Origin of the sequence: Halomonas sp. HL-93 (assembly GCF_900086985.1) — a bacterium.
GTDB lineage: Bacteria > Pseudomonadota > Gammaproteobacteria > Pseudomonadales > Halomonadaceae > Vreelandella.
Window position 1 is genome coordinate 896,941 of sequence record NZ_LT593974.1, and the last position, 23,725, is coordinate 920,665.

At 55.1% G+C, this 23,725-nt stretch carries 21 protein-coding genes; 8 read left to right on the forward strand and 13 right to left on the reverse strand.

Annotated elements, in window-relative coordinates:
• Positions 1–6: 6 nt before the first annotated feature.
• The 5 genes from GA0071314_RS04020 to GA0071314_RS04040 form a co-directional block, all read right to left on the reverse strand.
• Entirely contained in the window at positions 7–939 is a 933-nt protein-coding gene (locus GA0071314_RS04020; RefSeq protein WP_074395424.1) for a lysine exporter LysO family protein, read from the reverse strand.
• Positions 940–1,653, reverse strand: coding sequence for a hypothetical protein (locus tag GA0071314_RS04025; RefSeq protein WP_074395425.1), 714 nt, complete (start codon positions 1,651–1,653; stop codon positions 940–942). It lies immediately after the preceding gene.
• A 52-nt stretch (positions 1,654–1,705) separates the two neighbouring features.
• Positions 1,706–3,055, reverse strand: coding sequence for a nicotinate phosphoribosyltransferase (locus tag GA0071314_RS04030; RefSeq protein WP_074395426.1), 1,350 nt, complete (start codon positions 3,053–3,055; stop codon positions 1,706–1,708).
• Positions 3,052–3,618, reverse strand: coding sequence for a nicotinamidase (locus tag GA0071314_RS04035; protein ID WP_074395427.1), 567 nt, complete (start codon positions 3,616–3,618; stop codon positions 3,052–3,054). Before GA0071314_RS04035 ends, GA0071314_RS04030 begins: the two co-directional genes overlap by 4 nt.
• Before the next feature lie 80 nt (positions 3,619–3,698).
• Positions 3,699–4,634, reverse strand: coding sequence for a 2-hydroxyacid dehydrogenase (locus GA0071314_RS04040; RefSeq protein ID WP_074395428.1), 936 nt, complete (start codon positions 4,632–4,634; stop codon positions 3,699–3,701).
• 268 nt (positions 4,635–4,902) lie between these two features.
• Here GA0071314_RS04040 and doeA point away from each other — a divergent pair, with 268 nt between their 5' ends.
• Genes doeA through GA0071314_RS04055 form a run of 3 tightly spaced genes read left to right on the forward strand, consistent with a single transcriptional unit; the run spans position 4,903 to position 7,631 of the window.
• Positions 4,903–6,102, forward strand: a complete 1,200-nt coding sequence (gene doeA, locus GA0071314_RS04045; protein ID WP_074395429.1) for an ectoine hydrolase DoeA — start codon at positions 4,903–4,905, stop codon at positions 6,100–6,102.
• 12 nt (positions 6,103–6,114) lie between these two features.
• Positions 6,115–7,146 carry a N(2)-acetyl-L-2,4-diaminobutanoate deacetylase DoeB gene (gene doeB / locus GA0071314_RS04050; protein WP_074395430.1) on the forward strand — a complete coding sequence of 344 codons (1,032 nt, stop codon included), beginning with the start codon at positions 6,115–6,117 and terminating at the stop codon, positions 7,144–7,146.
• 8 nt (positions 7,147–7,154) lie between these two features.
• On the forward strand, positions 7,155–7,631 hold the full coding sequence (locus tag GA0071314_RS04055) for an Lrp/AsnC family transcriptional regulator (protein ID WP_074395431.1): 477 nt from the start codon (positions 7,155–7,157) through the stop codon (positions 7,629–7,631).
• A 19-nt stretch (positions 7,632–7,650) separates the two neighbouring features.
• Here GA0071314_RS04055 and GA0071314_RS04060 read toward each other — a convergent pair whose 3' ends face one another.
• The 5 genes from GA0071314_RS04060 to GA0071314_RS04085 form a co-directional block, all read right to left on the reverse strand.
• On the reverse strand, positions 7,651–8,301 hold the full coding sequence (locus GA0071314_RS04060; protein WP_074395432.1) for a DUF1523 family protein: 651 nt from the start codon (positions 8,299–8,301) through the stop codon (positions 7,651–7,653).
• 335 nt (positions 8,302–8,636) lie between these two features.
• Complete coding sequence (locus tag GA0071314_RS04070) at positions 8,637–9,905, reverse strand: DUF6638 family protein (RefSeq protein WP_074395434.1); 1,269 nt, start codon at positions 9,903–9,905, stop codon at positions 8,637–8,639.
• Positions 9,902–11,911: an AAA family ATPase gene (locus tag GA0071314_RS04075; protein ID WP_231896508.1), complete on the reverse strand. Its 2,010-nt coding sequence runs from the start codon at positions 11,909–11,911 to the stop codon at positions 9,902–9,904. The genes GA0071314_RS04070 and GA0071314_RS04075 overlap by 4 nt, the downstream gene beginning before the upstream one ends.
• A gap of 57 nt (positions 11,912–11,968) precedes the next feature.
• Entirely contained in the window at positions 11,969–13,060 is a 1,092-nt protein-coding gene (locus GA0071314_RS04080) for a hypothetical protein (RefSeq protein ID WP_197668825.1), read from the reverse strand.
• 167 nt (positions 13,061–13,227) lie between these two features.
• The gene (locus tag GA0071314_RS04085; protein ID WP_074395437.1) at positions 13,228–14,310 is read right to left on the reverse strand and encodes a hypothetical protein; all 1,083 of its coding nucleotides are present in this window, start codon (positions 14,308–14,310) and stop codon (positions 13,228–13,230) included.
• A gap of 390 nt (positions 14,311–14,700) precedes the next feature.
• On the opposite strand from GA0071314_RS04085, the gene GA0071314_RS04090 reads away from it, so the two are divergent.
• Together GA0071314_RS04090 and GA0071314_RS04095 are read left to right on the forward strand one after the other, a co-directional pair.
• Positions 14,701–16,197: an NAD-dependent succinate-semialdehyde dehydrogenase gene (locus GA0071314_RS04090; protein WP_074395438.1), complete on the forward strand. Its 1,497-nt coding sequence runs from the start codon at positions 14,701–14,703 to the stop codon at positions 16,195–16,197.
• A gap of 153 nt (positions 16,198–16,350) precedes the next feature.
• Positions 16,351–17,784, forward strand: coding sequence for an aminotransferase (locus GA0071314_RS04095; protein ID WP_074395439.1), 1,434 nt, complete (start codon positions 16,351–16,353; stop codon positions 17,782–17,784).
• Positions 17,785–17,853: 69 nt separating this feature from the next.
• Here the strand turns inward: GA0071314_RS04095 and GA0071314_RS04100 are convergent, their stop codons facing one another.
• The 3 genes from GA0071314_RS04100 to GA0071314_RS04110 form a co-directional block, all read right to left on the reverse strand.
• The gene (locus GA0071314_RS04100) at positions 17,854–19,752 is read right to left on the reverse strand and encodes a TonB-dependent receptor domain-containing protein (protein WP_197668826.1); all 1,899 of its coding nucleotides are present in this window, start codon (positions 19,750–19,752) and stop codon (positions 17,854–17,856) included.
• Between the two features lie 155 nt (positions 19,753–19,907).
• Positions 19,908–21,251, reverse strand: coding sequence for a sensor histidine kinase (locus GA0071314_RS04105; protein ID WP_074395441.1), 1,344 nt, complete (start codon positions 21,249–21,251; stop codon positions 19,908–19,910).
• Positions 21,248–21,940: a response regulator transcription factor gene (locus GA0071314_RS04110; protein ID WP_074395442.1), complete on the reverse strand. Its 693-nt coding sequence runs from the start codon at positions 21,938–21,940 to the stop codon at positions 21,248–21,250. Before GA0071314_RS04110 ends, GA0071314_RS04105 begins: the two co-directional genes overlap by 4 nt.
• Positions 21,941–22,105: 165 nt before the next feature.
• Here GA0071314_RS04110 and GA0071314_RS04115 point away from each other — a divergent pair, with 165 nt between their 5' ends.
• The 3 genes from GA0071314_RS04115 to GA0071314_RS04125 all read left to right on the forward strand — a co-directional run bounded on the left by GA0071314_RS04115 (position 22,106) and on the right by GA0071314_RS04125 (position 23,699).
• Positions 22,106–22,783 carry a haloacid dehalogenase type II gene (locus GA0071314_RS04115; protein WP_074395443.1) on the forward strand — a complete coding sequence of 226 codons (678 nt, stop codon included), beginning with the start codon at positions 22,106–22,108 and terminating at the stop codon, positions 22,781–22,783.
• Positions 22,784–22,819: 36 nt separating this feature from the next.
• Complete coding sequence (locus GA0071314_RS04120; RefSeq protein ID WP_074395444.1) at positions 22,820–23,278, forward strand: DUF302 domain-containing protein; 459 nt, start codon at positions 22,820–22,822, stop codon at positions 23,276–23,278.
• Between the two features lie 73 nt (positions 23,279–23,351).
• Positions 23,352–23,699, forward strand: coding sequence for a putative quinol monooxygenase (locus GA0071314_RS04125; protein ID WP_074395445.1), 348 nt, complete (start codon positions 23,352–23,354; stop codon positions 23,697–23,699).
• Positions 23,700–23,725 lie beyond the last annotated feature (26 nt).

Consider the following 23,725-nt stretch of genomic DNA (forward strand, 5'->3'; position numbering starts at 1 on the left):
GTATGGCTAACCCGACAGCGACAGAAAAAACAGAATCAACGGCGGGGATAGTAACGAGAGAATAAACCCGCTGACCACGGCGATGGGCACGCAGGCCACGCCGCCGTGCTGTTGAATCACGGGCAGGGTGAAGTCCATTGAAGTGGCACCGCCATAGCCAATCGCCAATGCCGTGTGGCGATGAATGACCAGCGGTATCAGGATGAATGCCAGCAGCTCGCGGGTCAGGTCGTTGAAAAACGCCACACCGCCCATTAGCGGGCCTAGCTGGTCGCCGATCAGAATGGCCGAAAGCGAGTACCAGCCAAAGCCTGCGGCCATGGCGAGGCCTTCATTCCAGCTTAGCGAGAGTAGCGGGGCGGCCAGTAGACCTGCCAGCAGGGAGCTGAGCGCCAGCGTGACGGCAATCGCCAGCCCCAGGCGGTTGAGCAGAATCTGCTTGAGCGGCATGCCCGAGTTGCGCAGCTGGCAGCCGATCAGCGCCAAGAGGCAATACAGTACCCATTCAGCCAACAAGTCCGCCGTCGTGAACAGCGCTTCACCCAGGTGAGGGCCAGCCAGCAGTCCGAACATAACGCCGCCGGCTACCACGGCGACCAACAGCAGCGAGCCTTGCATCGCGGCGAGCTTGCTAGTAGGGGCATCTTTTACCACCGGTGAATTACCCGCCTTAAGAGCCACGCGGCGCGATAGCCACCACAGCGCTGTTAAGTTAAACAGCGTGGTAATGCTAAATAGCAGCAGGGCGTTGCCGCCCAACTTGGAAAGTTGGCTAGTAAGATTCTCAAGTCCAGCAAGGCTGATGCCCATCAGCAGTAGGATGATGTAAACGGCACTATTAACGGCATGGTTGATACGTTGCTGCCAGCGTAACGAGGGAACCCGCACCAAGTAACCCACCAGCAGCGGGAGCAGGACAATCAGTAATCCAGAAAGCATTTAAGGCGTTGCGCCCCCGTCTGGGTTGAATTCGGTCAAGGCAATCTGCGTTTCACGCTCGCCATTTTTGATGTATTGAGCCGATAGCACAAGCCCAGGCCAGTCTGGATGAAAGCTTAAGTGAAGCTCGCGATTACTTTTTTCTGTATTCAGCATGACCACATTCAGTGCGTCAAACTCACCGGCAGGAACACTGATCGGTGCTTGGCTATCCACATAATACTGGTAGTGTTCCTCTTCCCCTTCGTGGTCGAGGAAGCGAAGATCGCAAGGCGCCTCTTCGCTGCAGTTTTCCTTGCCCGCGCGGCGGGAAAGATCGAATAGGGCGGTTTGCCGGTCAAGTGTTGTAAGCTCGCTTTCCCTTAGCTGGTAGTCGTTGCCGATGCCAAACAACGAGTAGCGGCTGTTATAGAGCAGCGCGCGGGTGCTGTCGTCCGCGACGCTGAAACGGCTGCGCTCCTCGCCACTAACGACCGCAATTGAGAAGCGCATATCGCTACGCCAGTGGCTATCCGCCTTACTTAAGTGGTGGGTAATAGTGGCACTTGGCCAACCACTCACGCTCAAGCGGTACTTGGCCTCGAAGGGTTGCGGCGCGGTGAGTGCCGTACTGGACGCACTGGCATCGGATACGATGAGTCCTGTAAGGCAAAGTGTTGTCGCAGCGACAACGCATCGCGGGTAGTGACGATATTGAGATAGGGCGCATCGCATAGTGAGTCTCCCTGACAAGCGGTGGTCCAGCCAATTGAATAGCGTAGCGCTATCATACCGTGGACGATAGGTGTTTCAGGGCGTCACTCAGCTTCACTGGATAATCGCTTTCGCCTTTCTCTATTGCTGTCACTGAGGCAGGGAAGCGAGGTAATGCATCCGCAACGCGAGAAGTCGCCTGTTGTGTTTGCGCCATCGCATCGGGGACGACGACACCGTGTTGAACCACCGGACGTAGCAGGGCTTCTCCGGGGATGCCGGTTTCATCGCGCTGAGCAATCGTGTCGCCGATATACTGCCCAGCAGCATCCTGGTGACGGTATACCTGCTTGCGTGTCGGCAGGTTAAGCTTGCCGGGAGAGTGTTTAGCCCGCGGCTTTCCAGCGTATTCGACCAGTTTATACGAGAGGTCGATCACCGGCGCATCTGCCGACACGCCCATTTGGGTGCCGACACCAAAGGCATCGATCGGCGCGTCCTGGGCAATAAGCTCGGCAATGCCATGTTCATCCAAGCCGCTACTGGCAATAATCTTGATGGTGGTGAAACCGGCGTCGTCAAGTAACGCGCGGGCACTCTTGGCAAGAGTACCGAGATCGCCGGAATCGAGGCGAACGGCGCCAACCGATAAGTTTGGTGTTTCGCGCAGCATATCAATCACATGCCTGACGCCCTGTAGCGTATCGTAGGTGTCGACCAGTAACGTGGTGTTGGGATAGTGACCAGCGAATGCACGAAATGCCGATGGCTCATCGTCATGGGCAAGAATATAGCTGTGCGCCATGGTGCCATTTAGAGGTAAGTCATGACGCAGCCCGCCGAGCACATTACTGGTGCCGCTTAGTCCGGCGGTTTTGTAGGCACGGACGCCACGCACGGCGGCGTCAATACCGTGTACGCGCCGCATACCAAAATCCACTACCGGCCGACCTCCTGCCGCCCACACGATACGAGCGGCCTTGGAAGCGAGCACCGTTTCCACTTGCACCAGGTTCATGACCAGACTCTCAAGCAGCTGTGCCTCGGCGATGGGGGCGTCTACTTCAAGCAGCGGCTGATGCGGGAAAAGCGGCGTTCCTTCGGGTACGGCCCAGATGTCCCCCGAAAAGCGCCAGTTCGACAGCCAGCTCAGAAAATCGTCCTCAAAGCGCCCGGTCGAGGCGAGTTTTTTAATCGCCGTATCGTTAAAGCGCAGTTGGCTAAGCGTAGCCGCCGCGTGCTGCTGGCCGCAGGCGAGGATAAACCGACGCGATGAGGGGAGCTTGCGGAAAAACAGGCTGAAGGTGGCGGGCGTCTCATGCACCCCTTCTTTCCAGTACGCCTGAGTCATGGTTAGTTGATAAAGGTCGGTTAATAGCGCCAACTCGTCGTCTGCAACGCTCAACGATAACGGTTCATTCATGCGCGTACCCCGGCCCCAGCGTCCTGCATCTCATTGCAACAACGCTCGATCGCGTCAGGGTCGACTGCGGCGGATAACGTTGCTAATAGCAGGGTGGTAAAGCCTTCTCTGCAGGCTTCAAGTACTGTGGCGTGGACACATACATCCAGCGCCAGGCCGCAAACCACAACACGCTTGATGCCTTTTTCGCGTAAATAATCGCCAAGCCCAGTGCCATCGAACGCCGAGTAGGCATCGGCATTAAACGCCGTGGCTTTGCTGACGCGAATGACCTCGTCAGGCAGCGTGAGGTCGGGGTGAAATGCAGCCCCCGGGGTATCCTGAACGCAGTGGACCGGCCAGGGCCCGCCTCGGTGGGTAAAGCTGATATGGTCCACTGGATGCCAGTCGCGGGAAGCTACTACGCTGGCACCAGCGTTTAGGGCTGTGGCGATTTCGGCGTTGATGCCGGGCACCAGGGCGCTACCGCCGTTAATCGCAAGGGCGCCCCCTTCGCAAAAATCGCGTTGCATATCGACCACCAACAGCGCGTCATGGCGTTGATAATGGAGGGAGGACGTCATGAAGCGTTTCTCCTTCGTTTCCAATAGGTTAATAATCCCTTATCGGTATGAACAAGATGCCAATCCGAGTGTTTCAGCGCTCAGTACCCCGCCTCGGGGTCGATGGTCGTCACGGAATCCCCTGCTTCAAAGGCATGCACGTAAGCAATGACTTGGTCGATGGCGGCGCCGAGTGGCGTGGGGGCTGCCATATGCGGCGTGATAATAACTTTGGGGTGCTGCCACAACGGATGATCACCGGGTAGCGGCTCTTCTTCGAAGACGTCAAGCAATGCACCGCGGATATGGCTCAATTGGTTGCCTTTACCTAGCGCTTCTAGCAGTGCCTGCTCATCAATTAAGCTTCCCCGGCCAGGGTTAATAACGCTGGCACCCGGCGGTAATTGGGCAAGTCGTTCGGCGTTTAAAATATGCTGGGTTTCTGAAGTATCGGGCAGAATCGTCACGATCGTTTGCACTTGGCCAAGTAACTCGCTAAGCCCGTCATCACCATGGTAACACTGCACACCAGCGATATGTTTAGGCGAACGGCTCCAGCCGAGGACCGGGAATCCTGCCTGGTTAAGTGCATTGGCCACATAGCGGCCAATCGAACCCAAACCGAGTATCCCCACCGGCCACTGGGATTTTTCGACCACCGCCTGGGGTTGCCAAGTGGCGCTTTGCTGCTGTTGCGCATAGCGGTCCATGCTGCGGTAAAAATGCAGTACCCCGTACAGCACATAATCCGCCATTAGCTCGCCCATCCCTGCATCGCGCAGCTTTACGATGGGCACGTCAGTTGGCAGGCCAGGGGTTTTAAGCAGGTAGTCGACCCCCGCACCGAGGTTGATAATGCCTTTTAGCTGAGTTTGTTCCTTGATCAAGTGCGCAGGGGCTTTCCAGACGGCGAGGTAATCGGCGTTCTGTCGCTCCTCGGCTGGCGCGCTACTGGTCAGCACCTGGGCCTCGGGGAAGGCATCAGCCAACGCCTTTTGCCACTGCTCGGCTTCATCAATATGCACAACAATCTTCATGACGGCTTCTCTCGCTAGCGGATCTTTCTCTCAGGCTATCATGATAAGCGATGAACGCCGTGGTCGACTTGCTTAGTGCAAATTATGCTGCCGTATGCACATTTTGTCATAAAGGCTTTGACCGGCAACCAAGGGTGAGTGCTAGTATCGGCTCAAGACGACATTGGCGGGCCTACTGTGGCGGTGGCCAGGTCGATCCTGCGGCCCAGCGCCGCTTAATGATAAAAGCAGCGCTGGTTCTTAGTGATCTTTAATGGCGAATTGCCCGATGACTCAGGTTTCCCTGCCCTTCACCCGTGAAGAGTATGCTAACCGCCTCTGGAAGGTGCGTGCTGAAATGGCCGGTCGGGGCATTGACGTATTGATCGTCAGTGATCCCTCAAATATGGCGTGGCTTACCGGTTACGACGGTTGGTCGTTTTATGTGCACCAGTGCGTTTTGGTGGGCTTAGAGGGTGAGCCGGTGTGGTTTGGCCGCCGTATGGACGCCAATGGCGCGCTGCGCACCTGCTGGATCGACCCTGATAACATCACCTACTATCCGGATTATTATGTGCAGAATCCGGACATGCACCCGATGGAGTATCTGGCCCAGTCGATCATGCCCGACCGCGGCTGGCATACAGGCGTTGTCGGCATGGAAATGGATAACTATTATTTTTCCGCCAAAGCCTACCAGAGTCTGCTGCACGAGCTGCCCCATGCGCGTTTTATGGATGCCAACGCTCTGGTGAACTGGTGCCGGTCGATTAAATCACCGCAAGAAATCAGCTATATGCGCACGGCCGCCAAAATTGTGGAAGGCATGCATACACGTATTCTGGAAGTCATTGAGCCCGGCCTACCCAAAAGCAAGCTGGTGTCAGAGATATACCGCGTGGGCATTGAAGGCTTTGTCGATGAAAACGGCAAAGTGTTTGGGGGGGATTACCCTGCCATTGTGCCCATGTTGCCCACCGGCAAAGACGCCGCTGCGCCGCACTTAACCTGGGACGATACCCCGTTTCGTGAAGGCGAAGGCACGTTTTTTGAGATTGCCGGGGTATTTAAGCGCTATCACGCGCCAATGTCGCGTACGGTATTTCTGGGTAAGCCGCCAATGGATTTTATCCGTGCAGAGTCGGCGCTGCTCGAAGGCATTGATAACGGGTTGGCGGTGGCCAAGCCGGGCAACCGCACGGCGGATATTGCCATGGCGCTGGGTGCTGCCATGGATAAATATGGTTTTGACCGTGGTGGCGCCCGTTGTGGCTATTCGATCGGGCTTTCCTATCCCCCCGATTGGGGTGAGCGCACCATGAGCCTGCGCCCCTCGGATGACACCGTTCTGCGGCCCGGCATGACATTTCATTTTATGCCCGGCTTATGGGTGGAGGACTGGGGCCTGGAAATTACCGAAAGCATCTTAATCACCGAGAGCGGCTGCGAAACGCTGGCCAACTTTCCACGCCAGCTGTTTGTTAAGTAAAAGGAAGACACCATGACGATTCCCTCCAGCCAACAAAGGCCCAGTCCGATTTCGGCCACCGTGGACTTAGACGCTGATGGCGTGCAGCACGGCTTTTTAAAGTTACCTATCTCCACTGATGAATCCGCCTGGGGTGCGGTGATGATCCCGGTCACCGTGGTCAAAAACGGTGAAGGCCCCACGGCACTGCTCACGGGTGGCAACCATGGCGACGAGTACGAGGGCATTACCTCACTGTTGAAGCTATCTTCGACGCTTAAAGCGCAAGACGTCACAGGACGGGTGATTATTGTGCCCTGTATGAATACGCCAGCGGTGATGGCCGGTAAACGCACCTCGCCATTGGATAAAGGCAACCTCAATCGGAGCTTCCCCGGCGACCCTAACGGCAGCGTTACCTCGCAAATTGCCGACTACTTTACCCGCGTGTTGGTGCCGATGAGCGATGTGGTGCTCGACCTGCACTCCGGTGGCCGCACGTTGGATATTCTGCCGTTTGGTGCGTCCCACGTGCTGGATGACAAAGCCCAGCAGCAAGCCGCTTTGGAAGGCGCGAAAGCCTTTGGCGCCCCCTACGCCATGGTGATGTTTGAATTGGATGCCGAAAAACTCTTCGATACCGCCTGCGAACGGCAGGGTAAGGTGTTTGTGGCCACTGAGCTTGGCGGAGGTGGCACCTCCACGCCCCAAAGCATCGCCATCACAGAGCGAGGCGTGCGCAACTTTTTAGTCCATTACGGCCTAGTGGAAGGCGAGGTGGAAATGCCCGCAGGCGGTCAGGTATACCTCGATATGCCCGACGCCAGCTGTTACGTACAGAGCCAGCATTCTGGCGTGCTCGAACTGCTGGTGGCGCTGGGTGACGAAGTCAAGAAAGGCCAGACCATTGCCTATGTATACGACATGACCCGCAGCGGTACGGCGCCTGTGGCCTATAAAGCGGAGCGAGATGGCGTCTTGATGGCTCGCCGCGCGCCCTCGTTAATCAATATGGGGGACACCCTGGCGGTGGTTGCCGATGTTGTTGAACGCCTGGAGGCGTGACATTTGGCATGATGAAACTTGACCGTTATGACCTGAAAATCCTCGACATTCTCTCCCGCGATGGGCGGATCACCAAGTCGAAACTGGCTGAGGCAATTAACCTCTCGGTCAGCCCTTGCTGGGAGCGGGTAAAACGGCTGGAAAAAGCCGGGGTCATCCAGGGTTACAGTGCACGCATCGACGCCGAGGTGCTGGTGCCACGCAACCCCGTCTGGGTGCAGATTGAGCTTAAACAGCACAACGCCTACAGCTTCACCCGCTTTGAAGCGCTGGTCATGCAAACCCCAGAAGTTACTGAGTGTGTTGCGGTAGGCGGCGGTGTGGATTACCTGGTGAAGTTCGAAACCCGCACCATCGATAGCTACCAGCGACTGATGGATAAATGGCTGGTCTCTGATGCGGGTATCGAACGCTACTTTACCTATATTGTCACCAAAACCGTTAAGCGTGTGTCCATTGGCATTGATACTGACGATTTTGCGTAAATTTAGCGATTGATCTTGCCTAACGTTTTTTTGTCTTCCAGGTATCAAGCCATGCTTGAAAGCGGTTACGTTTCCTGGAAAAGGCATCGCCTGCGGCATTTAAATTATCGCCAACCTCTTCAAAAACGGGCGATAGACGTTCGCGACGAAAGCGTCGCCAGCGGTAATAACCGTACCCTGAGGCGGTCCCAAGTGTAATCAGAAATAATGTTGTGAACCAGTTGAAGGGCTTTTCCTCAGGTCCGTCGACGGGCGTAATTGAAATGGCGTTGGGGAAAATGGAAAAGAAGATACTCCTCCAACCAAAATACTTGATGGCGACCCACTGAGGGTCTGCTTTTGTGGAGACCAGGTCGCTGGCCTCGGTATAAAGATTGGCGGTATCGAATTTGAAATAGGGGGGCCAGCCCCAGCCGGTATCCTCATTGCGATAAACAATGGTGCGACCATTGCCACGGATACCCTGGATGAATTGCACGTCACGGTTCATCAATCGCTTCGATTGGGCGGTTGGGTCAGACCAGAAGATACGTGTCCAGTCATCCAGATCGATACGTTCCTCGTGAGTATTAACAATACGCACGACATCGTACTTGGGTAAGCTGTAGTGTAAAAACGCCCCGAACAGCGTCCAGAAAAAAATCAATAAAAACCATTTCACATAGACCATTGGGGTCGCCTCACATGTAATTGGTGACGTAGAGGATAAGCAAGACGGCACTCGGCGGCGTAACGTAGACCAAGTGAATCAACTTGCGCCGCAGTGAGCGGTCATATTGCTGCAAACCTTGTCGTATAAAAGCGTTTCGGCTAAGCAGCGGAGCTTCACGCTTCCAGCGCTTTTGTAACGCCAAGCGTTGACTGCAACGCATATAGGCTGCGAGCGCGTTGTATAGAATGAAAAGCGTCACAACGAACGTCAGAACGAGTCGCATGAAGGGAAGCAATGGGGGCTCCTCCGCTGAGCTTTTGGGTGGTGTTATTGGCTGCCAATCACACAACGGCTCACACCGATTCTGCGCCGAACAGGTAAGCGCGTGCGCCTGCTTTATCAGTCGCATACTCGCGTGAAAGAAAGTCACTGCAGTAGGCTTTTTTCGCCTCTGGCCACGTACGGTATCGGCGATAGAATTCGTTTTTATGGCAGATAAATAACTGGCGGGTATCGAGAGGCGATAGCTCCGCCAATAGCATATTGACTAGATCTCGGTTAGCCGTATTTGTGGCACGCAGCAGGTAGAAATAGCTGGGATGCTCCATCTCGATTCTGGGTTTGGCGCCGCGTGTCTCTGCCCATCGCAGCATGGCCGCTAGTCCGTCGTACTCATCGGGCAGTTCGTTTGCATACCGTGAGGCGCGACGTCGCATGTCGCTATAGGAGAGGCCGGTTACGTCCACCCCTTTATCCGTCAAGGTATCAGCCAGTATGAACGTCGTTTTCTGACGAAGAATATCGACTTCTTGATCGCTCCGCCCTTTGATAATCGGTTCGGCGAGTTTATTTTCTTGTAAAAACAGGCCTATCTTTTTACGTTCATCTAGGCTGAGTGTCTGTTTGACAGGGAACTTTCCTAGCGGCTTTTCGTTGCTGGCGATCAATGCCGAGCTGCCTATATCCTGAAAGAGGTAGAGGCCACCAAAATGCGACGTCCAGAAGTTCTTTTGCTCAAATACCTCATGTGCCAGGCGTACTGGATTGCGCGAAATATCGCCGGTGCGTTTGACGGTCTCGACCATGTCATCGATTAAATGACTATCAAACCAGCTATCTTCTTCCTCCATGAAGCGCTCGATAAGCGTCTCTAAGCGTGCCGCTTCTGCGATGGTCCCCGTAGTCGTGTCGGCTTCGACAATAATGCGGCGAATATCAAACAGCTGCTCAGGCACATCGACGCCCAATACCGAGTTTTCCAGCTCTCCCGCCACAGCATCGGTGGCCGTGAGAGCAAAAAGTTGCTGTTCATTGGCATCAATAAACCGCCGCAAGATGTCCCGGTTAGTGGAAAATTGGGCGTTTAGCAAAGGGCAATACTTTTGTTCAACCGTGAGAAGAATGAACTGTCGATTAACGCCGCCATGGTTCAAGTAGTAGTGATCCTCAAGCTCATCACCAATCTCCGGTGAGTAGCCGGAGATGTCGATATGAAACTCGCGCAGGGAGGTGGATTTCCCCGTTAGGTGCAGCAACGCACGGCCATAGCGCTCGACCAGTGCCTGAGAGCCGACATGAAAGAGGTTGCCAAACATCAGCCCCTTTTCAATCAAGCGTTTCATGTTTTCTGCCCCTCCAGGTAACGCTTACGCGCGGCTTCCTGAAGGCCTAAATCGCGAACCATGCTTTCGATGGCGGCGGCATCGGATTTACCCGCATAGCGGAACTCACTGTCGGCGTAGCGGTTAATCTCCTGTAGCACCATATCTGTGGTGATGGGCACTTTCAGTTCGTCAATCATGTTGGATTTAGTAACGTAATCCTTAAACAGAAATAGCTCTGGGTTTTCCATCCACTCATCTGGTAGCTCGAAGTCCATCGAGCGCACCTTGACTGCATCGGTGATGTTTTTAATAGCACGCCCGGTGAACCGTTCGTCGGCCTGCTGAATTGCTTTCAAGTAAGTGCCGAGCTTGGCGACGGTATCAAGTTCACCTATTTGAGAGTGGACGCGATCAAACACCGCCAGTAAGGTCTCCTCCTGGGGACGGCTATGTGATTGAAAAGATTGAGCTACCGCCTTCTGGATTTCCTGAGCGGCGTAAAGGTCATGCTCGCCCAAAGGAATCTGGTGGTTTTTACCTAGCAGCAGGTGGAGAACGTCAATGTAATCTTCTCGTGTTTGCGGCCCATCGACCAAAAAACGTGCGCCCGAACGCTGCCGCAAGGCATCATCGACGTTTTCGGGATAGTTGGAGAACATACCGAAAGTACAGTTGCCGCGGACAACCGTATTGGCACCCGCGAAGGCATCCATCAGCACGGCGGTAACCTCCTGCTGCCCCGCCGAAGACTGGCGGTCCCCCCGCTTGCCTGCAATCTGATCGATATCATCAACGGTGCCGAAGCCGATAACGCCTGGGTCCATCAGGTTGCTGATAAACGCTTTGGCGTTTTGACCAGACTTGCCCTGGTAGCTATCTATGTTGTCGATGCCGAAGTTCTGATAACGAAATGGATAGCCGGCCACTTGGCAGTAGTCGTGCAGGAGGCCCGCCATCATTTGAATCAAGGTGGTTTTACCCGTTCCTGGCTTGCCGTCGCCCATAAACGTGAAGATGAAACCGCCCATTTCCGCGAAAGGATTTAAGCGTCGCTCGAAATCGTAAGCCATCAGCATTTTGGCGAGCCGCAGAGACTGATACTTGGCTATGTGGTTGCCCACTACCTCATGCGGTTTTTTGAAGGCCATGGTCAGCGTTGGGGACTTTGCTTTGGTGGCCGGCTCGAATCCCCGCAGTGTCAGATCGTCAGCCTCTATGCGCCAAACGGCGTCGCTAAAGGGTGAAAGCCTTGGAGCGCTTTGCGCGCGCAGCGCGACTTTTTCCATGCATTGTTCGGCGAAGGCGCTAAGCGTTGCTGTTAATTGGCTCTCATTGCTGGCATGGCACGCAAGCTTTTGGTCGATTTCCCATAGCACGCCATTCAGAGCAAGCGACGCATTATCGGTCAATAGCTCGGCTACCTCGCCAATTTCGACGGTGGCGTCGCTAGTATGAGGCGCTATCAGGAAAGCGGTAGCATTGGCAAAGACATGCACGACGGTGAGCGCTTCACCTGCCAGTAGCTGGGTGAATTCAGCTTTGCGCTCCGTATTCAACGTACCTGCTAAATTAGCCCGTTTCAGCTCGGCAAGCCCGGATGAGGTTGCATAAACTTCGCCAACCGCCAATGCAATGGCCAATGCCCGTCGGAGTTGGTGAAGCGCTGTGGCTTGGAGTGGCGAGACAAGCGGGTCGTCTGTTTCAAACGCTTCAATACGGGCGCGCAAATGGACGCCTTCAGGTCGAGCGGTTGAACGGGTCACCAAACCCGGAGTGGTAGAGCGTAAACGGCGTGTCTGACTGATGCCGGGTGAGCGCTCTGGCGCGGTTGGTTGTCCTGAAGCTTCAGGTTTGGCTAGCCGTGGCGTATGGTCAATGCCTTCCAGCATGGCGGTGGCAGTGCCGTAATGCTTGCGAATATCCTCTTCGCGCAGTTCCATCTGGTCGCTAGTAAAACTCATGACATCCTCGTATGTAGGGCTATCCAGCCCCAATGACATTGCTCCGCTACCTTTGGTGCTCATTGATGCTGCTTAAGCGGTGAGCATTTATCAGGTAAATTTGGTGTACTGAACTGGACCTTAGAAACTCAATACTTGGCCCTTGGGGCTGACCACAAATTTGCGCACATCCAAAAAGCCGGGGGGATCAAGTTCAGTAAGCACTTGAAAGGGGTGCTGTGGCAGTATGATGGCGCGTTGTGTGTGCGAGGCGCCGGTATCTGCCCCGCGGCTGCCAAAAGGATCCAGCGCGAAGACCTCTCGTTCCACTTTGCTGAACCATCCAGCGCGCTCTTCACGTACTTGTTCGCTGGTTAATTGCTCGCATGTCCAGGCGAGCGCCCAATCCTGACCCTCTTGGCTTGCTGCTTGCTCAAGCACTTGGCGTAGCGGACCCGACTGCTCGGTATAAGCCGATGAGTACATTGGGCCAATGTGGTAGCGAGACAGCTGTTTGGGGTGTAGGTCGCGAAAATCCTTATCGAAGCCTTGTGCAATGGTCAGTAGCTTCAACCCCACAAGTGATTGCGACATTAGGTGTGCCTGTACCTGTGGCCAGCGGCTCTGATCCTCAAGCAAAGGGGTTCTGCCACTATCTTCTAATTCTACCAAGTAGATGACGGGCAGGTTGATTTGAGAGTCGTAAACCGCCCAGTGGATCAGAAACTGGCGGCGTCCGGTCTCGCTCGTGCCCTGCTCGATGAGAGTTGGATCGTTTTGTGCCCAAAACAAGTCGCCTTTTATCAGCGCCTCGTAATATAAGCGTTGCGATAGCGCAAACTGTAGTTTGCTTGGTGTTTGTCGCTCAGTGAGGATGGTGTGAAGCATCTGCTTCTTTAAAGCCTTCGCGGAAGGTGAGTTGGCAAGATGCAGGGCTGCTTGATGAACGTCGTTGCTCATGGTTAACAGCTCTGAGGCTACAGGAAATCCACTATCCCGTTTGTCCATAGTTAAACTGCCCAGCAGAGGGCTTTGCTCGTTGCCGACGAGCAGGTATTTCATGCTCAATGCTTTAAAGGTATGGTTCAGTCGAACAAGATACTCTGTCAGGACCTTGGCACTGGATTTGGTAAGTTTGCCTTCTGAGTGCAGTGTGACTGCCGTTCTAGACAGATAATGGATAATATCTTCGAACTTACGAAAATAGCGGCGTGAGGCAAAGGGGTCTGCCAAGTCAGTATGGTCGCGGCTAAGCTCAGTCATTGGGTGTCCCTGCCGAGAGCTGGGCTGCTCTCGATCGTCCTTTTATTGACCACGAGCGCCAATCAACACAGTGGATGAGTAAAGCATCTGATGTGTTAATTGATCGCTATTTAGCAACCGGAAAAGGGGTAGCGAGGTCAGCCGCCATAAAGGTTTTTATCGTGTTTTTCTACGATGGTTGAGAAACGCCGAGCAAAGCGCTCATCAGCCTTGGCTTTTTTCTCAATAATGTCGCGCGCAAATACCATGCTGTCTTCATGTGCTTCCATCATGTCGGCCATGCGTTTGTTCGTAGCCGCACCAATGCCTGCCATCGCGGTTTGGGCTTCCTTATCAGTTTCGACCCCGATTTCGTTGATGCGGTGAGCAACTTCCTGCTGCTGGGCGGTTTTGAGTGACTTTGTCAAAGCATCGTAAAGCACGACGCGCTGCTGGGTATCTGTCTGCAGCTTGTTGATCAATACCATTTGGGTAGCAGCCTGATTCTGCAAGCTATCAACCCAGGTTTTGCCCTTTTCAACATACCGTTCAAGGGTCTGAGATTTTGCGATCTTGACCTGCTCTAATTGCACCAGCGAATTGTATTTTTCATTCATGGCCGCCAATTCAGTTTCGAGGCGCGTCCTGGCAGTCGCATCCTGTTCCACGGAGATTTTATTCTCCAGCTCAACAATACCTGGATCGAGTTCCAGTAGTTCAGCGCGTACCGCTTCCAGCTCTTGTACCGTTGCTTCTCGATCATCCAGCGTTGCCGATAGGTTTTGTTGAACCTTGTCTTGCTGCTCTTTCAGTGTTTCCAACTGGTCCTGAAGAAGTGTAACGATAATGTCTGATTTTGAAATCAGATCTTGGAGTTTATCGTCGATATTAGCGCTACGAATTCGCTCTTGACGTAGCGACTCAGATTTTCCTTTGCTGAAAAAACCAACGAAGCTCTCCCAGCCCGACTTAGAGCGCATTTCATCGAAGTCTTTTGAGAAAGTCGCCGTCGTATCGTCCAAGCCCATGATAAGCTCGGCAATATTCGCGTTCATTAGCTCTGAATGGGCTTGAACGTCGTCAAGGGTGGCATTCTCGATGTCGAAACCTAGCTCATCGCCTGTCTCGATTTTTTCTCGCGCTGCTTCCATCGTCGAAGTAATCGAAGATATCTTCTCTTTAGAAGCGTTAACTTTTTCTTGCGAGTCTTGGATCATCTTATCGAACTGGGCAGTGCTCATAACTTTATCCTTAATGAATTATGATGAAGACCCTTAAAGAGTTAGCTTTATAGGTGATTTTTATTTCGATTTCAAATTTATAAGCACACCGTTTTTAATAGGCAAGTTATTGCTCGGGAGGGGCAATAACTTGCTTGCACTAGGCAATAGTTTGCCCGCTGGCGTAGGTGTTATTGTTTTTTAATGATGGTTAAATCATAAGAAAAAAATGGCCTTTTAAGCCTGCTTTCCCAAAAAAAATGCACGTTATGACCTCGCTTTCAAAAACACTTCGTGAGCGATCTCCCCTAGGCTAGACACATCGAATCACGAAGGCCGAGGCCGTCGTTTTCAATGTTAAACGAACAACGGTTTGTCACCCTCAGTGGGCGTCAGCCAGGGGAGGTTCCTATGACCACACTATCGACCACGCTCGCCAAACGCCTGGAAGACCCGCGCCTGTTCCGCCAGTACGCCTACGTGAACGGCAAATGGACCCACGGTGAAGGTGGCCGTGAAGAGGCAGTGCATGATCCCGCGACCAACGAAGCCATTGGTCATATTCCGCTGCTGGAAGCCGAACAGATTACCGCTGCGGTGGATGCCGCTGAAGCCGCTTTCGTAAACTGGCGGGCGCTGCGCGCTGACGAACGCTGCGAGCGACTGTTGGCTTGGTATGATCTGATTCAAGCCAACCGGGAAGATCTCGCTACCATCATGACGCTGGAGCAGGGCAAGCCGCTTCCCGACGCCCGTGGTGAGGTGGAGTACGGCGCCAGCTTCGTGCGCTGGTTTGCCGAAGAGGGCAAGCGCACCTACGGCGAAACTATTCCCAGCCATATCCCCAACGCGTCGCTTGGCACGATCAAAGAGCCGGTGGGGATTGCAGCGATGATTACCCCGTGGAACTTTCCGCTGGCAATGATTACCCGCAAAGCCGCTGCGGCATTGGCGGCGGGCTGTCCGGTGATTGTTAAACCGGCCAATGAAACGCCGTTCTCGGCGCTGGCACTGGCGGAACTTGCCGAGCGGGCGGGTATTCCTGAAGGCATTTTTAACGTGGTGCTGGGTGACCCGGCAGAGGTCTCCAAGATCCTGTGTGCTGAGCCGCGTATTCGGGCGCTGTCGTTCACCGGTTCTACCCGCGTGGGCCGGATTTTAATCGAGCAAAGCGCCAACACGGTCAAGCGGCTCTCTCTGGAACTGGGTGGCAATGCGCCGTTTATCGTTGGGCCGGATATGGATCCCAAAGAAGCCGCCTATGCAGCAGTGGCCGCCAAGTTCCAAACCGCCGGGCAGGACTGCCTGGCCGCCAATCGCATTCTGGTGCACGAATCCATTCACGATGAATTCGTCGAACAGTTCACTGAGCGCATGGCCGCACTCACTGTGGGTAACGGCCTGCATGGCGAAATTGATCTTGGCCCGCTGATCCATCGCCAGGCGGTGGAAAAAGCCGCCGCGATTGTCGATGACGCGGTGTCACGTGGTGCCACCATGATCGCAGGTGATCAAAGCCAGGCGCCCGGCGAGAACTTCTTTATGCCGGTGCTGCTGACCGGTGTGACGCCGCAAATGAAAGTGTGGCGAGAAGAAAACTTCGCCCCTGTGGCCGGTATTACGGCCTACAGCACCGATGATGAAGTAATCAAAATGGCCAACGATACCGAGTACGGCCTGGCTGCATATATCTACACCCACGATATCCGCCGCATCTGGAAGCTGATGCGCGCACTGGAATACGGCATGGTCAGTGTCAACTCAGTAAAAATGACCGGTCCGCCGGTGCCGTTTGGTGGCGTGAAACAGTCTGGCCTTGGCCGCGAAGGCGGCGCCACGGGTATCGATGAATACCTGGAAACGAAGTATTACTGCCTGGGTGCCTTGGGTTCGGTGTCCGGAAGCTAACCTCGACGTTATCACCCAGTGTACAAGGTGATAAACAGCATCGAACACGTCAATTGCCCAATGAGTTGGGCTCCTACAATGGCTTTGAAGCATGGGGGTTGTAGGAGTCCGACTTGTCGGGCGATATGTCCTTAATTGATAAGAGAGAACGCTATGAGCTTGCATCAGGATTTGATCGAACGCGACCGTAAAGTCACTTTCCACGCCTCTACCCACCTGCGTGACTTCGCCCACGGCGATTCGCCGGGCCGGGTGATCACCGGCGGTAAAGGCATTAACATCGTGGATAAGGACGGGCGCGAATTTATCGATGGCTTCGCCGGGCTTTACTGCGTCAACATCGGCTACGGTCGCACCGAAGTCGCAGAAGCGATCTACAAGCAAGCGCTAGAGCTCTCTTACTACCATACCTACGTGGGCCATTCTAACGAGCCGCAAATTGCGCTATCCGAGCGTATTCTGAAAATCGCCGGTATGAACATGTCCAAGGTGTACTACGGCATGTCCGGCTCGGACGCCAACGAAACCCAGCTCAAGATTGTGCGTTATTACAACAACGTGCTGGGCCGCCCGCAGAAGAAAAAAGTCATCTCGCGCATGCGCGGCTACCACGGTTCCGGCATCGCCTCTGGCTCGTTAACTGGCTTGAAAGCGTTTCACGACCACTTCGATCTGCCGATTGATACCATTCGCCATACCGAAGCGCCGCACTATTACCTGCGGGCGGCCGAGCAGCACGGTATGACCGAGCTTGAGTTCTCCGCTTTTTGTGCCGACAAGCTGGAAGCGATGATTCTGGAAGAAGGTCCAGATACCGTGGCCGCCTTTATCGGCGAGCCGGTGCTCGGCACTGGCGGTATCGTCCCGCCGCCGGAAGGCTACTGGGAGGCTATCCAAGCGGTGTTGGCCAAATACGATGTGTTGCTGATTGCCGATGAAGTGGTGTGTGGCTTTGGCCGTACTGGCTCCGAATTTGGCAGCCACCACTACAATATGAAGCCTGATCTGGTCACCATCGCCAAGGGCCTCACCAGCGCCTATCAGCCGCTGTCCGGCGTGATCGTTGGTGAGAAGGTCTGGCAGGTGCTCGAGCAGGGCACCGGCGAATACGGCCCCATCGGCCACGGCTGGACCTACTCCGGCCACGCGCTTGGCTGTGCCGCCGGGCTTGCCAACCTGGCGATCATCGAGCGTGAAAACCTGGTGGGCAACGCGGCGGAAACTGGCGGCTACTTCCAGCAGCAGCTCAAGGCCACCTTTGAAGGCCACCCGCTGCTGGGCGACGTGCGCGGCGTTGGCCTGATGGCGGCACTCGAGTTCTCGCCAGACGCCAAGCAGCGCCTGCACTTCGACCCGGCGCTCAAGGTCGGCCCACGAGTCGCCGCGGCGGCCATGGAAGAAAACCTGATTGCCCGCGCCATGCCCCAGGGCGATATTCTTGGCTTCGCGCCGCCGCTGACCATCAATCGTCGCGAAGTAGATGACATGATTGGCCGTGCCAAGCGCGCCATCGACCGCGTGACCGATGAACTTACTCGCTCGGGTGATCTGAAAACCGGCCAGCAAGAAGCCGCGTTTACGGTTTAAGTCGTACTTTCCTGCTTGAACGGCAGCGCCCGCCATTTTTAGGCGGGCGCTGTGCGTTTCACGGTAGGCTTAAAACCGAAGACTCACGCCCAGGCGAATATCACGACCGGGTTCGGCAAGTCCGACAATGCCTTCATAGCCCGGGATATGTTGGTAATCGGCATTGCTGGCATGGTCAAGATACTGCTTATCAAACAGGTTGTTGGCGGTAAGCGTAATGGCCAAATCCTCATCGCGTGTGGGAAGCCAGCGAACATAGGCATCGTGTACGCCGTAGCCGGGTTTGTCGATAGTGCCCACCGATGTTTCAAGATCGTCAATGCCTTCCACAAACTGGCTCCGCCAGCCTACTTGCCAATGGGGATTCACCTGGTAGTCCACGTTAGCGGTCCAGGTATCGCCCATGGTATTGCCCAGCCCGTTATATTCATAAACGGTAAGTGGCTGCCCATTGAGGTCGACATCATTGCGGTGGAAGCTGAGCCCTGCTGATAACGCCTGCCATTGATAATTGGCGCTTAGGATGAAGCCGTCAGAGGCCAGGTCGCCGACGTTTTCGTAGCGTATGGGCCCGCCGAGCGGGTCGGAAATCACGTCGTCAATCGTGGAACGGTAAACTTCGGCGTTGAGCTCCCATGGGCCTTGGGTAAACTGCACGCCCACTTCGCTATTGCGCGCCTGCTCGCCTCGCAGATCCATGGCATTGCTTGCGCCTTCCAGCTTGAAGGCATCGTGGGCTTTGGGGCCACGGAAGGCGCGGGCGTGGGAGGCGTTGACCATCACGTTATCGGTGATATCCCACTCTACCCCCAGGTTGGGGCTTATATCATCTTCGCGATAGGACAGGCCGCTGTTATCGGTTAGCCGGTAGCGGTCGTAACGCGCCCCCGCGCTCAAGCGTAAACGGTCGGTCAGCGTGATGTCATCCTGGACAAATACGCCCGCCACTTCGCCGCTTTCGTGCTCCTGCTCAGGATTGTCCGCGTAGCCGGCGGTGACGTCGTCGTCGCGGTAATCAACGCCGTAAGTCACCTGATGCCTGCCCACCCGCGAGGTGTTGGCAACACTGGCACCGGTGGACTCGGACTCTCCTAAATAGCGCCCCCAGCGGTCGGCAACATTCTGTTCGACATCAGCCGTGGTGTGGTAGAGCGAGGCTTCCAGGTCGAGCCACGCCTGGCCCTCGGGGCGAAGCTGGTAATTCAGCGTGCTGGTCTGGCGTTCCCCATCCAAGGCGTAAAGCGGGTTGAAGCCGCTTACTACCCACTGGGGGCGCTGGGTACGTTCGCCTTCGTCCTGGCGGATTTCGTGACTCAGCGTAAAGCGCTGGGCAGCGAAGTCACCGAGTAATTTAAACTGTCCCAGTTGCTGTTGGGCGTCGGTCCCGGCTTGTTTATTTCCATCGCCGTCTTCAAAACGCTGATGGTCGCGGTCTACAAGTGTCCCCATGGCGCTCCACTGGTCGTTGAAACGGCCAAACAGTGTGGTGCTGACCCGGTGACCTTCCGGATTGGTGCCGGTTCCCGCCGAGATTAGCCCGCCAAAACGCTCGCCGTCGCGCAGCAGGTCATCCGGGTCTTTGGTGACAAAGCGCACGCTGCCGCCCAATGCACCCGGCCCATCGGTGGCGCGGCCAGCCCCCGCGCTGACCTCAACGCGCTTTAGCAAAGCGGGGTCGACACCGATCCGCCCAGTGTGATGGAACAGGCTGCCACTTTGCGAGGCACCGTCGATGGTCACGTTAAGCAAGGGGTCTTCAATACCGCGCAGATACAGCTTCTGGGCAATGCCTAGCGCACCGCCGACATTAACCTGCGGATCCTGATCAAAAATGTCGCCCAAGTCGTCGGCTTGATAACGCTCCAGGGTGCCCTCTTCAACGACGCTATCACTGCTGTTGAGGGACTCAGCGACTACCTGGAGAGGATCAAGCGATGTATCCGGTTGAGCCAGTGCGGTGCCACTCATAAGGGCCGCAATACTCAAGCTAAGCGGGTGGCGCAAAAATCGGGCGGAGTGGTGCATAGTGACAAAGTGCTCCCAAAGACATTTTTATAGATGATTATTATTCTCGTTTGAGTCGCAATCGCTGGCTAGCATTTTTACAACTGTTACAAATGACGCTATTCAGCGCCGTTGATGGGTAGCGAGATGGTGTGCTGAAGCCCGCCGTGGGGATGATTCTGGGTGGTGATATGGCCACCTACCGCATTGATTTGCCGACGGGCCAGTGCCAACCCCAGCCCCGTGCCTTCGGGGCGGGCCTGGCGGGCTTCTGCGGTACGGAAAAAGGGCGTAAACAAATGCGCGAGTTGCTCTTCCGCGACCCCGGGTCCGCTATCGCGCAGGGTGAGCGCGTAGCGAGGGCCGCATTGGCAAAGCGAAAGCGTTAGCGTGCCGTGTTCGCCGCAATAGTGACAGGCATTGCGTAGCAGGTTTTCAAGCGCCTGGCCCAGCGCCCGCTGGCTTGAGTGGTGAAGGGGTGCGCTGTCGGGCAGGTCGACATGCCATTGATGATGGGGATACTCAAAGCGCACATCGTCGATCAGCGCATCGAGTAAATCGACCAGGTCAAAATGATCATGTTGCAGCCTGGGCGCTTCATGGCTTAGCCACGCCAGTGTCAGTGCATCATTGACCAGTTCGCGCATCTGCCGACTGTCTTGTTCCAGGCGTTTGATGTGCGCAACTGGGATGGGCAGCGCTTGCATTTGATCAATGGTCAGGCTTAGCCGCGTGAGCGGGGCGCGGATCTCATGGGAAAGATCGGCCAACAGCTGGCGTTGCTGGGTAATGGTCCCCTGGGTTTTCTGCGCCATGCCGTCAAAGCGCTTCACCAGCTCGCCTAGCTCATCGTCCCGTTGGGTAGCGTGGGTGGTGGGGTGGGGGTTGCCATCGGTTAGCGCCTGGGTGGCGTCTCGCAGGTAGTGCAAAGGACCCATGATATGCCGGTATAGCAGCCAGCCAATCGCCACCAGCGTCAATAGTGGAATGAGCCCGTTGACGCACCAGATGACGAGGCCAAGGTGGCTCCCCGGGCGCATGCGCTGGGGTAGGGTGATTAAAAAGTGGCGATGGCCCCCCTCAAAAGTGATATCCATGATCGGATTGTCGGGAAAATACAGGTGAATAGGCCATTCAATCAGCCGCCCCAGGCGGTAGCCTTCCTTAAACTGTGCGGACAGCGTTCCCCCTGCGACCGGTGTGACATCGGAGGTGACCACCGCGGCCCAGGTGTCCTCCTGCGCTTGTAGGGCATCTAGCCACTCGCCCAGTGCCTGCATATCGCCTGCGGTGTACAACGCCTCTGCCTTTGTTCCCCAGTCGGCAAGGGTGCGTTGATGATGGGGGGCTATGACGCTCATTTGACGCTCGGCCCACTTTTCCAGCAGCGATGTACTAAGCACCAGCGCGATACCGCCCAGTGCTACGACACCGCACAGCTTCCACAGCAGGCGCTGTTTCATTGCAGGCAATAGCCTTTGCCGTGCTGGGTTTGCAGGCGCCGAGCGTCAAAACCGGCGCTATTCAGCTTGCGACGGATACGGCTAATGTGCATATCCAGGCTGCGATCATAGGGGCTGTGCTCGCGTTGGAATAGACGCTGGTATAGATAGGATTTACTCAGTGTTTGTCCTTTATGGTCGGCCAGTAACCAAAGCAGGCGAAATTGGAGTGGCGTTAGTTCAACGCTATGCCCTGCAACGTGAAGGGACGCTGCGTTGCCATCTAGCCAAAGCGAGTCGATGGCCAGGTGCCTGGCGTTAGACGCAGGTGGCATATGGGTGATGCGTCGCAGCAGGGCCTCAATGCGTAGCGTCAACTCCAGCGGGTGGAAGGGCTTCGCCAGATAATCGTCGGCACCATTCTGTAATCCTTGAATACGTTCTTCTTCGGCACCGCAGGCACTTAGCATGAGGACCGGCATGGAAGCGTGCTGGCGAAGCTCGGCCAACAGTTCGTGGCCGCTCATACCGGGTAAACGTACGTCCAGTAGCAGCAGGTGTATATCACCCACTTGAACACGCATTAAGCCTTCCTCTGCGTTCAGGCACTGCGTGACCCGATAACCTCTTTGGCTAAGCAGGCTCCTCAGTTGTTCGCCTAATACGGGATCGTCATCAATGAGTAATAAATGTGTGCTGGGCGTCGTCATGTATCAAGAGAGTATTTTATTCGTTAATGATAATCATGATTGTTTGTTTTGTGGTTGGCAAGTTTAACCCACCGAAAGCCGTTGATAAGGGGGTGTGGAGGTTTCTCGCGAGCCCGCTACGCTTAGTCTCAGACAATGCAATCGCAGCAAGTGGAGGCGCTAACGATGACACCGGTATTGGCTTTTGATGTATACGGCACGCTAATTGATACCCAAGGGGTCAAGATGGAACTGGAAAAGCGCCTGGCAACGCCGGATAAAGCGGCCGAATTTGCGCGTCGCTGGCGCGACAAGCAACTGGAATACAGCTTCCGGCACGGCTTGATGGGTGCCTATGTTGCGTTTTCAGAGTGTACCCGCGAAGCCCTGGTATTCACCGACCGCGCACTACAAACCGGGCTTTCAGAGAATGACTATGATCATCTGATGGCGGTGTATGCAGAATTGCCCGCGTTTCCAGATGTGGCACCCGCTCTCGACCAGCTTCGCGATGCCGGTATGCGCTGCGTGGCGTTTTCCAATGGCACGGCCGACGCCGTATCGGCGCTATTGAAACGCGCAGGCGTGGACCAGCACATGGATGACGTCATTAGCGTCGATGAGGTGAAGCGCTTTAAACCCGACCCGGCGGTTTACGCGTTTTTACGTACGCGCTTGGAAACACGCCCGGAACAAACGTGGCTGATTTCCAGCAATCCCTTCGATGTCATCGGGGCAACCCATGCAGGCCTGCGCAGCGCCTGGGTGCGGCGCAGCTCTGATGCCCCCTTCGATCCCTGGGGGATCGAACCCGATATGACGGTTACCGACCTGGAAACATTGGCGGAACGCTTGAACAAATAAATCACCCGCCCAATTAAACAAGGATAAGGAGAGGTTATGCGTATTTCAGCTTTGATCGGCATGGCAGCAGTAGGTGGTGTGTTGAGCCAGCCGCTATTCGCGGCAGGTGATAAGGGAATCGAGCATTTAATGAGCGATACTGACTTCGACACAGTGATTGAGCAGCTCAATGACGCCTTGGATGATAAAGGACTTAACGTCATGGCCACGGTGGACCATGCTGAAAACGCTGCCAATAATGACCTCGAACTGCCTCCAACCACGACCTTTATTTTTGGTAATCCCCAAGCCGGTACGCCGATGATGCAATGCCAGGGCAGTGTTGCGTTGGATCTTCCGCAAAAAATGGTAGTGCGTGAAACCGACGATGGTGTGCGTCTGGAGTGGAACGATCCTCATTACTTGGCTGAACGTCACGGCTTGACGGAGTGCGACCTGCCTCTTGACAACGTGGCGGGCGTGCTACGCGAGGTGGCGGAAAGCGCCGCTCAGTAAAATGGCTAAACATTGTCCAGGAAGCGTGACCAAGCGCATAATAGCCAAGCGTTCAATGACCTAGGATAAAAGCATGTCAGAAAAAATCTACTGTGTTGCTGGTTTTAAACCCAAACCGGGCAAAGAAGAAGCGGTATTCAAAGCGCTTCAGTCGTTAGAGCCGAATGCTCATCGGGAAGATGCCTGCATCCACTACACTGTGACGCGGCAGATTGATAACCCCTTCGCCCAAGGCACCAGTTACCCAATTGTTTTTCATGAGATCTGGGCCAGTCGTGAAGAGTTCGAAGCCCACTGTCAGCGCAAGGAAATCCAAGACTTCTTTGCTCTGCACGTTGAATCGCCCGATGGCGATATCGAAGATGCCAACGTATGTGTTTACACGGACGAGCCTTGGAATTTCGACGCACCCAAGGTGTAGCGTAAAGGTGTACAATAAGCCTTAGT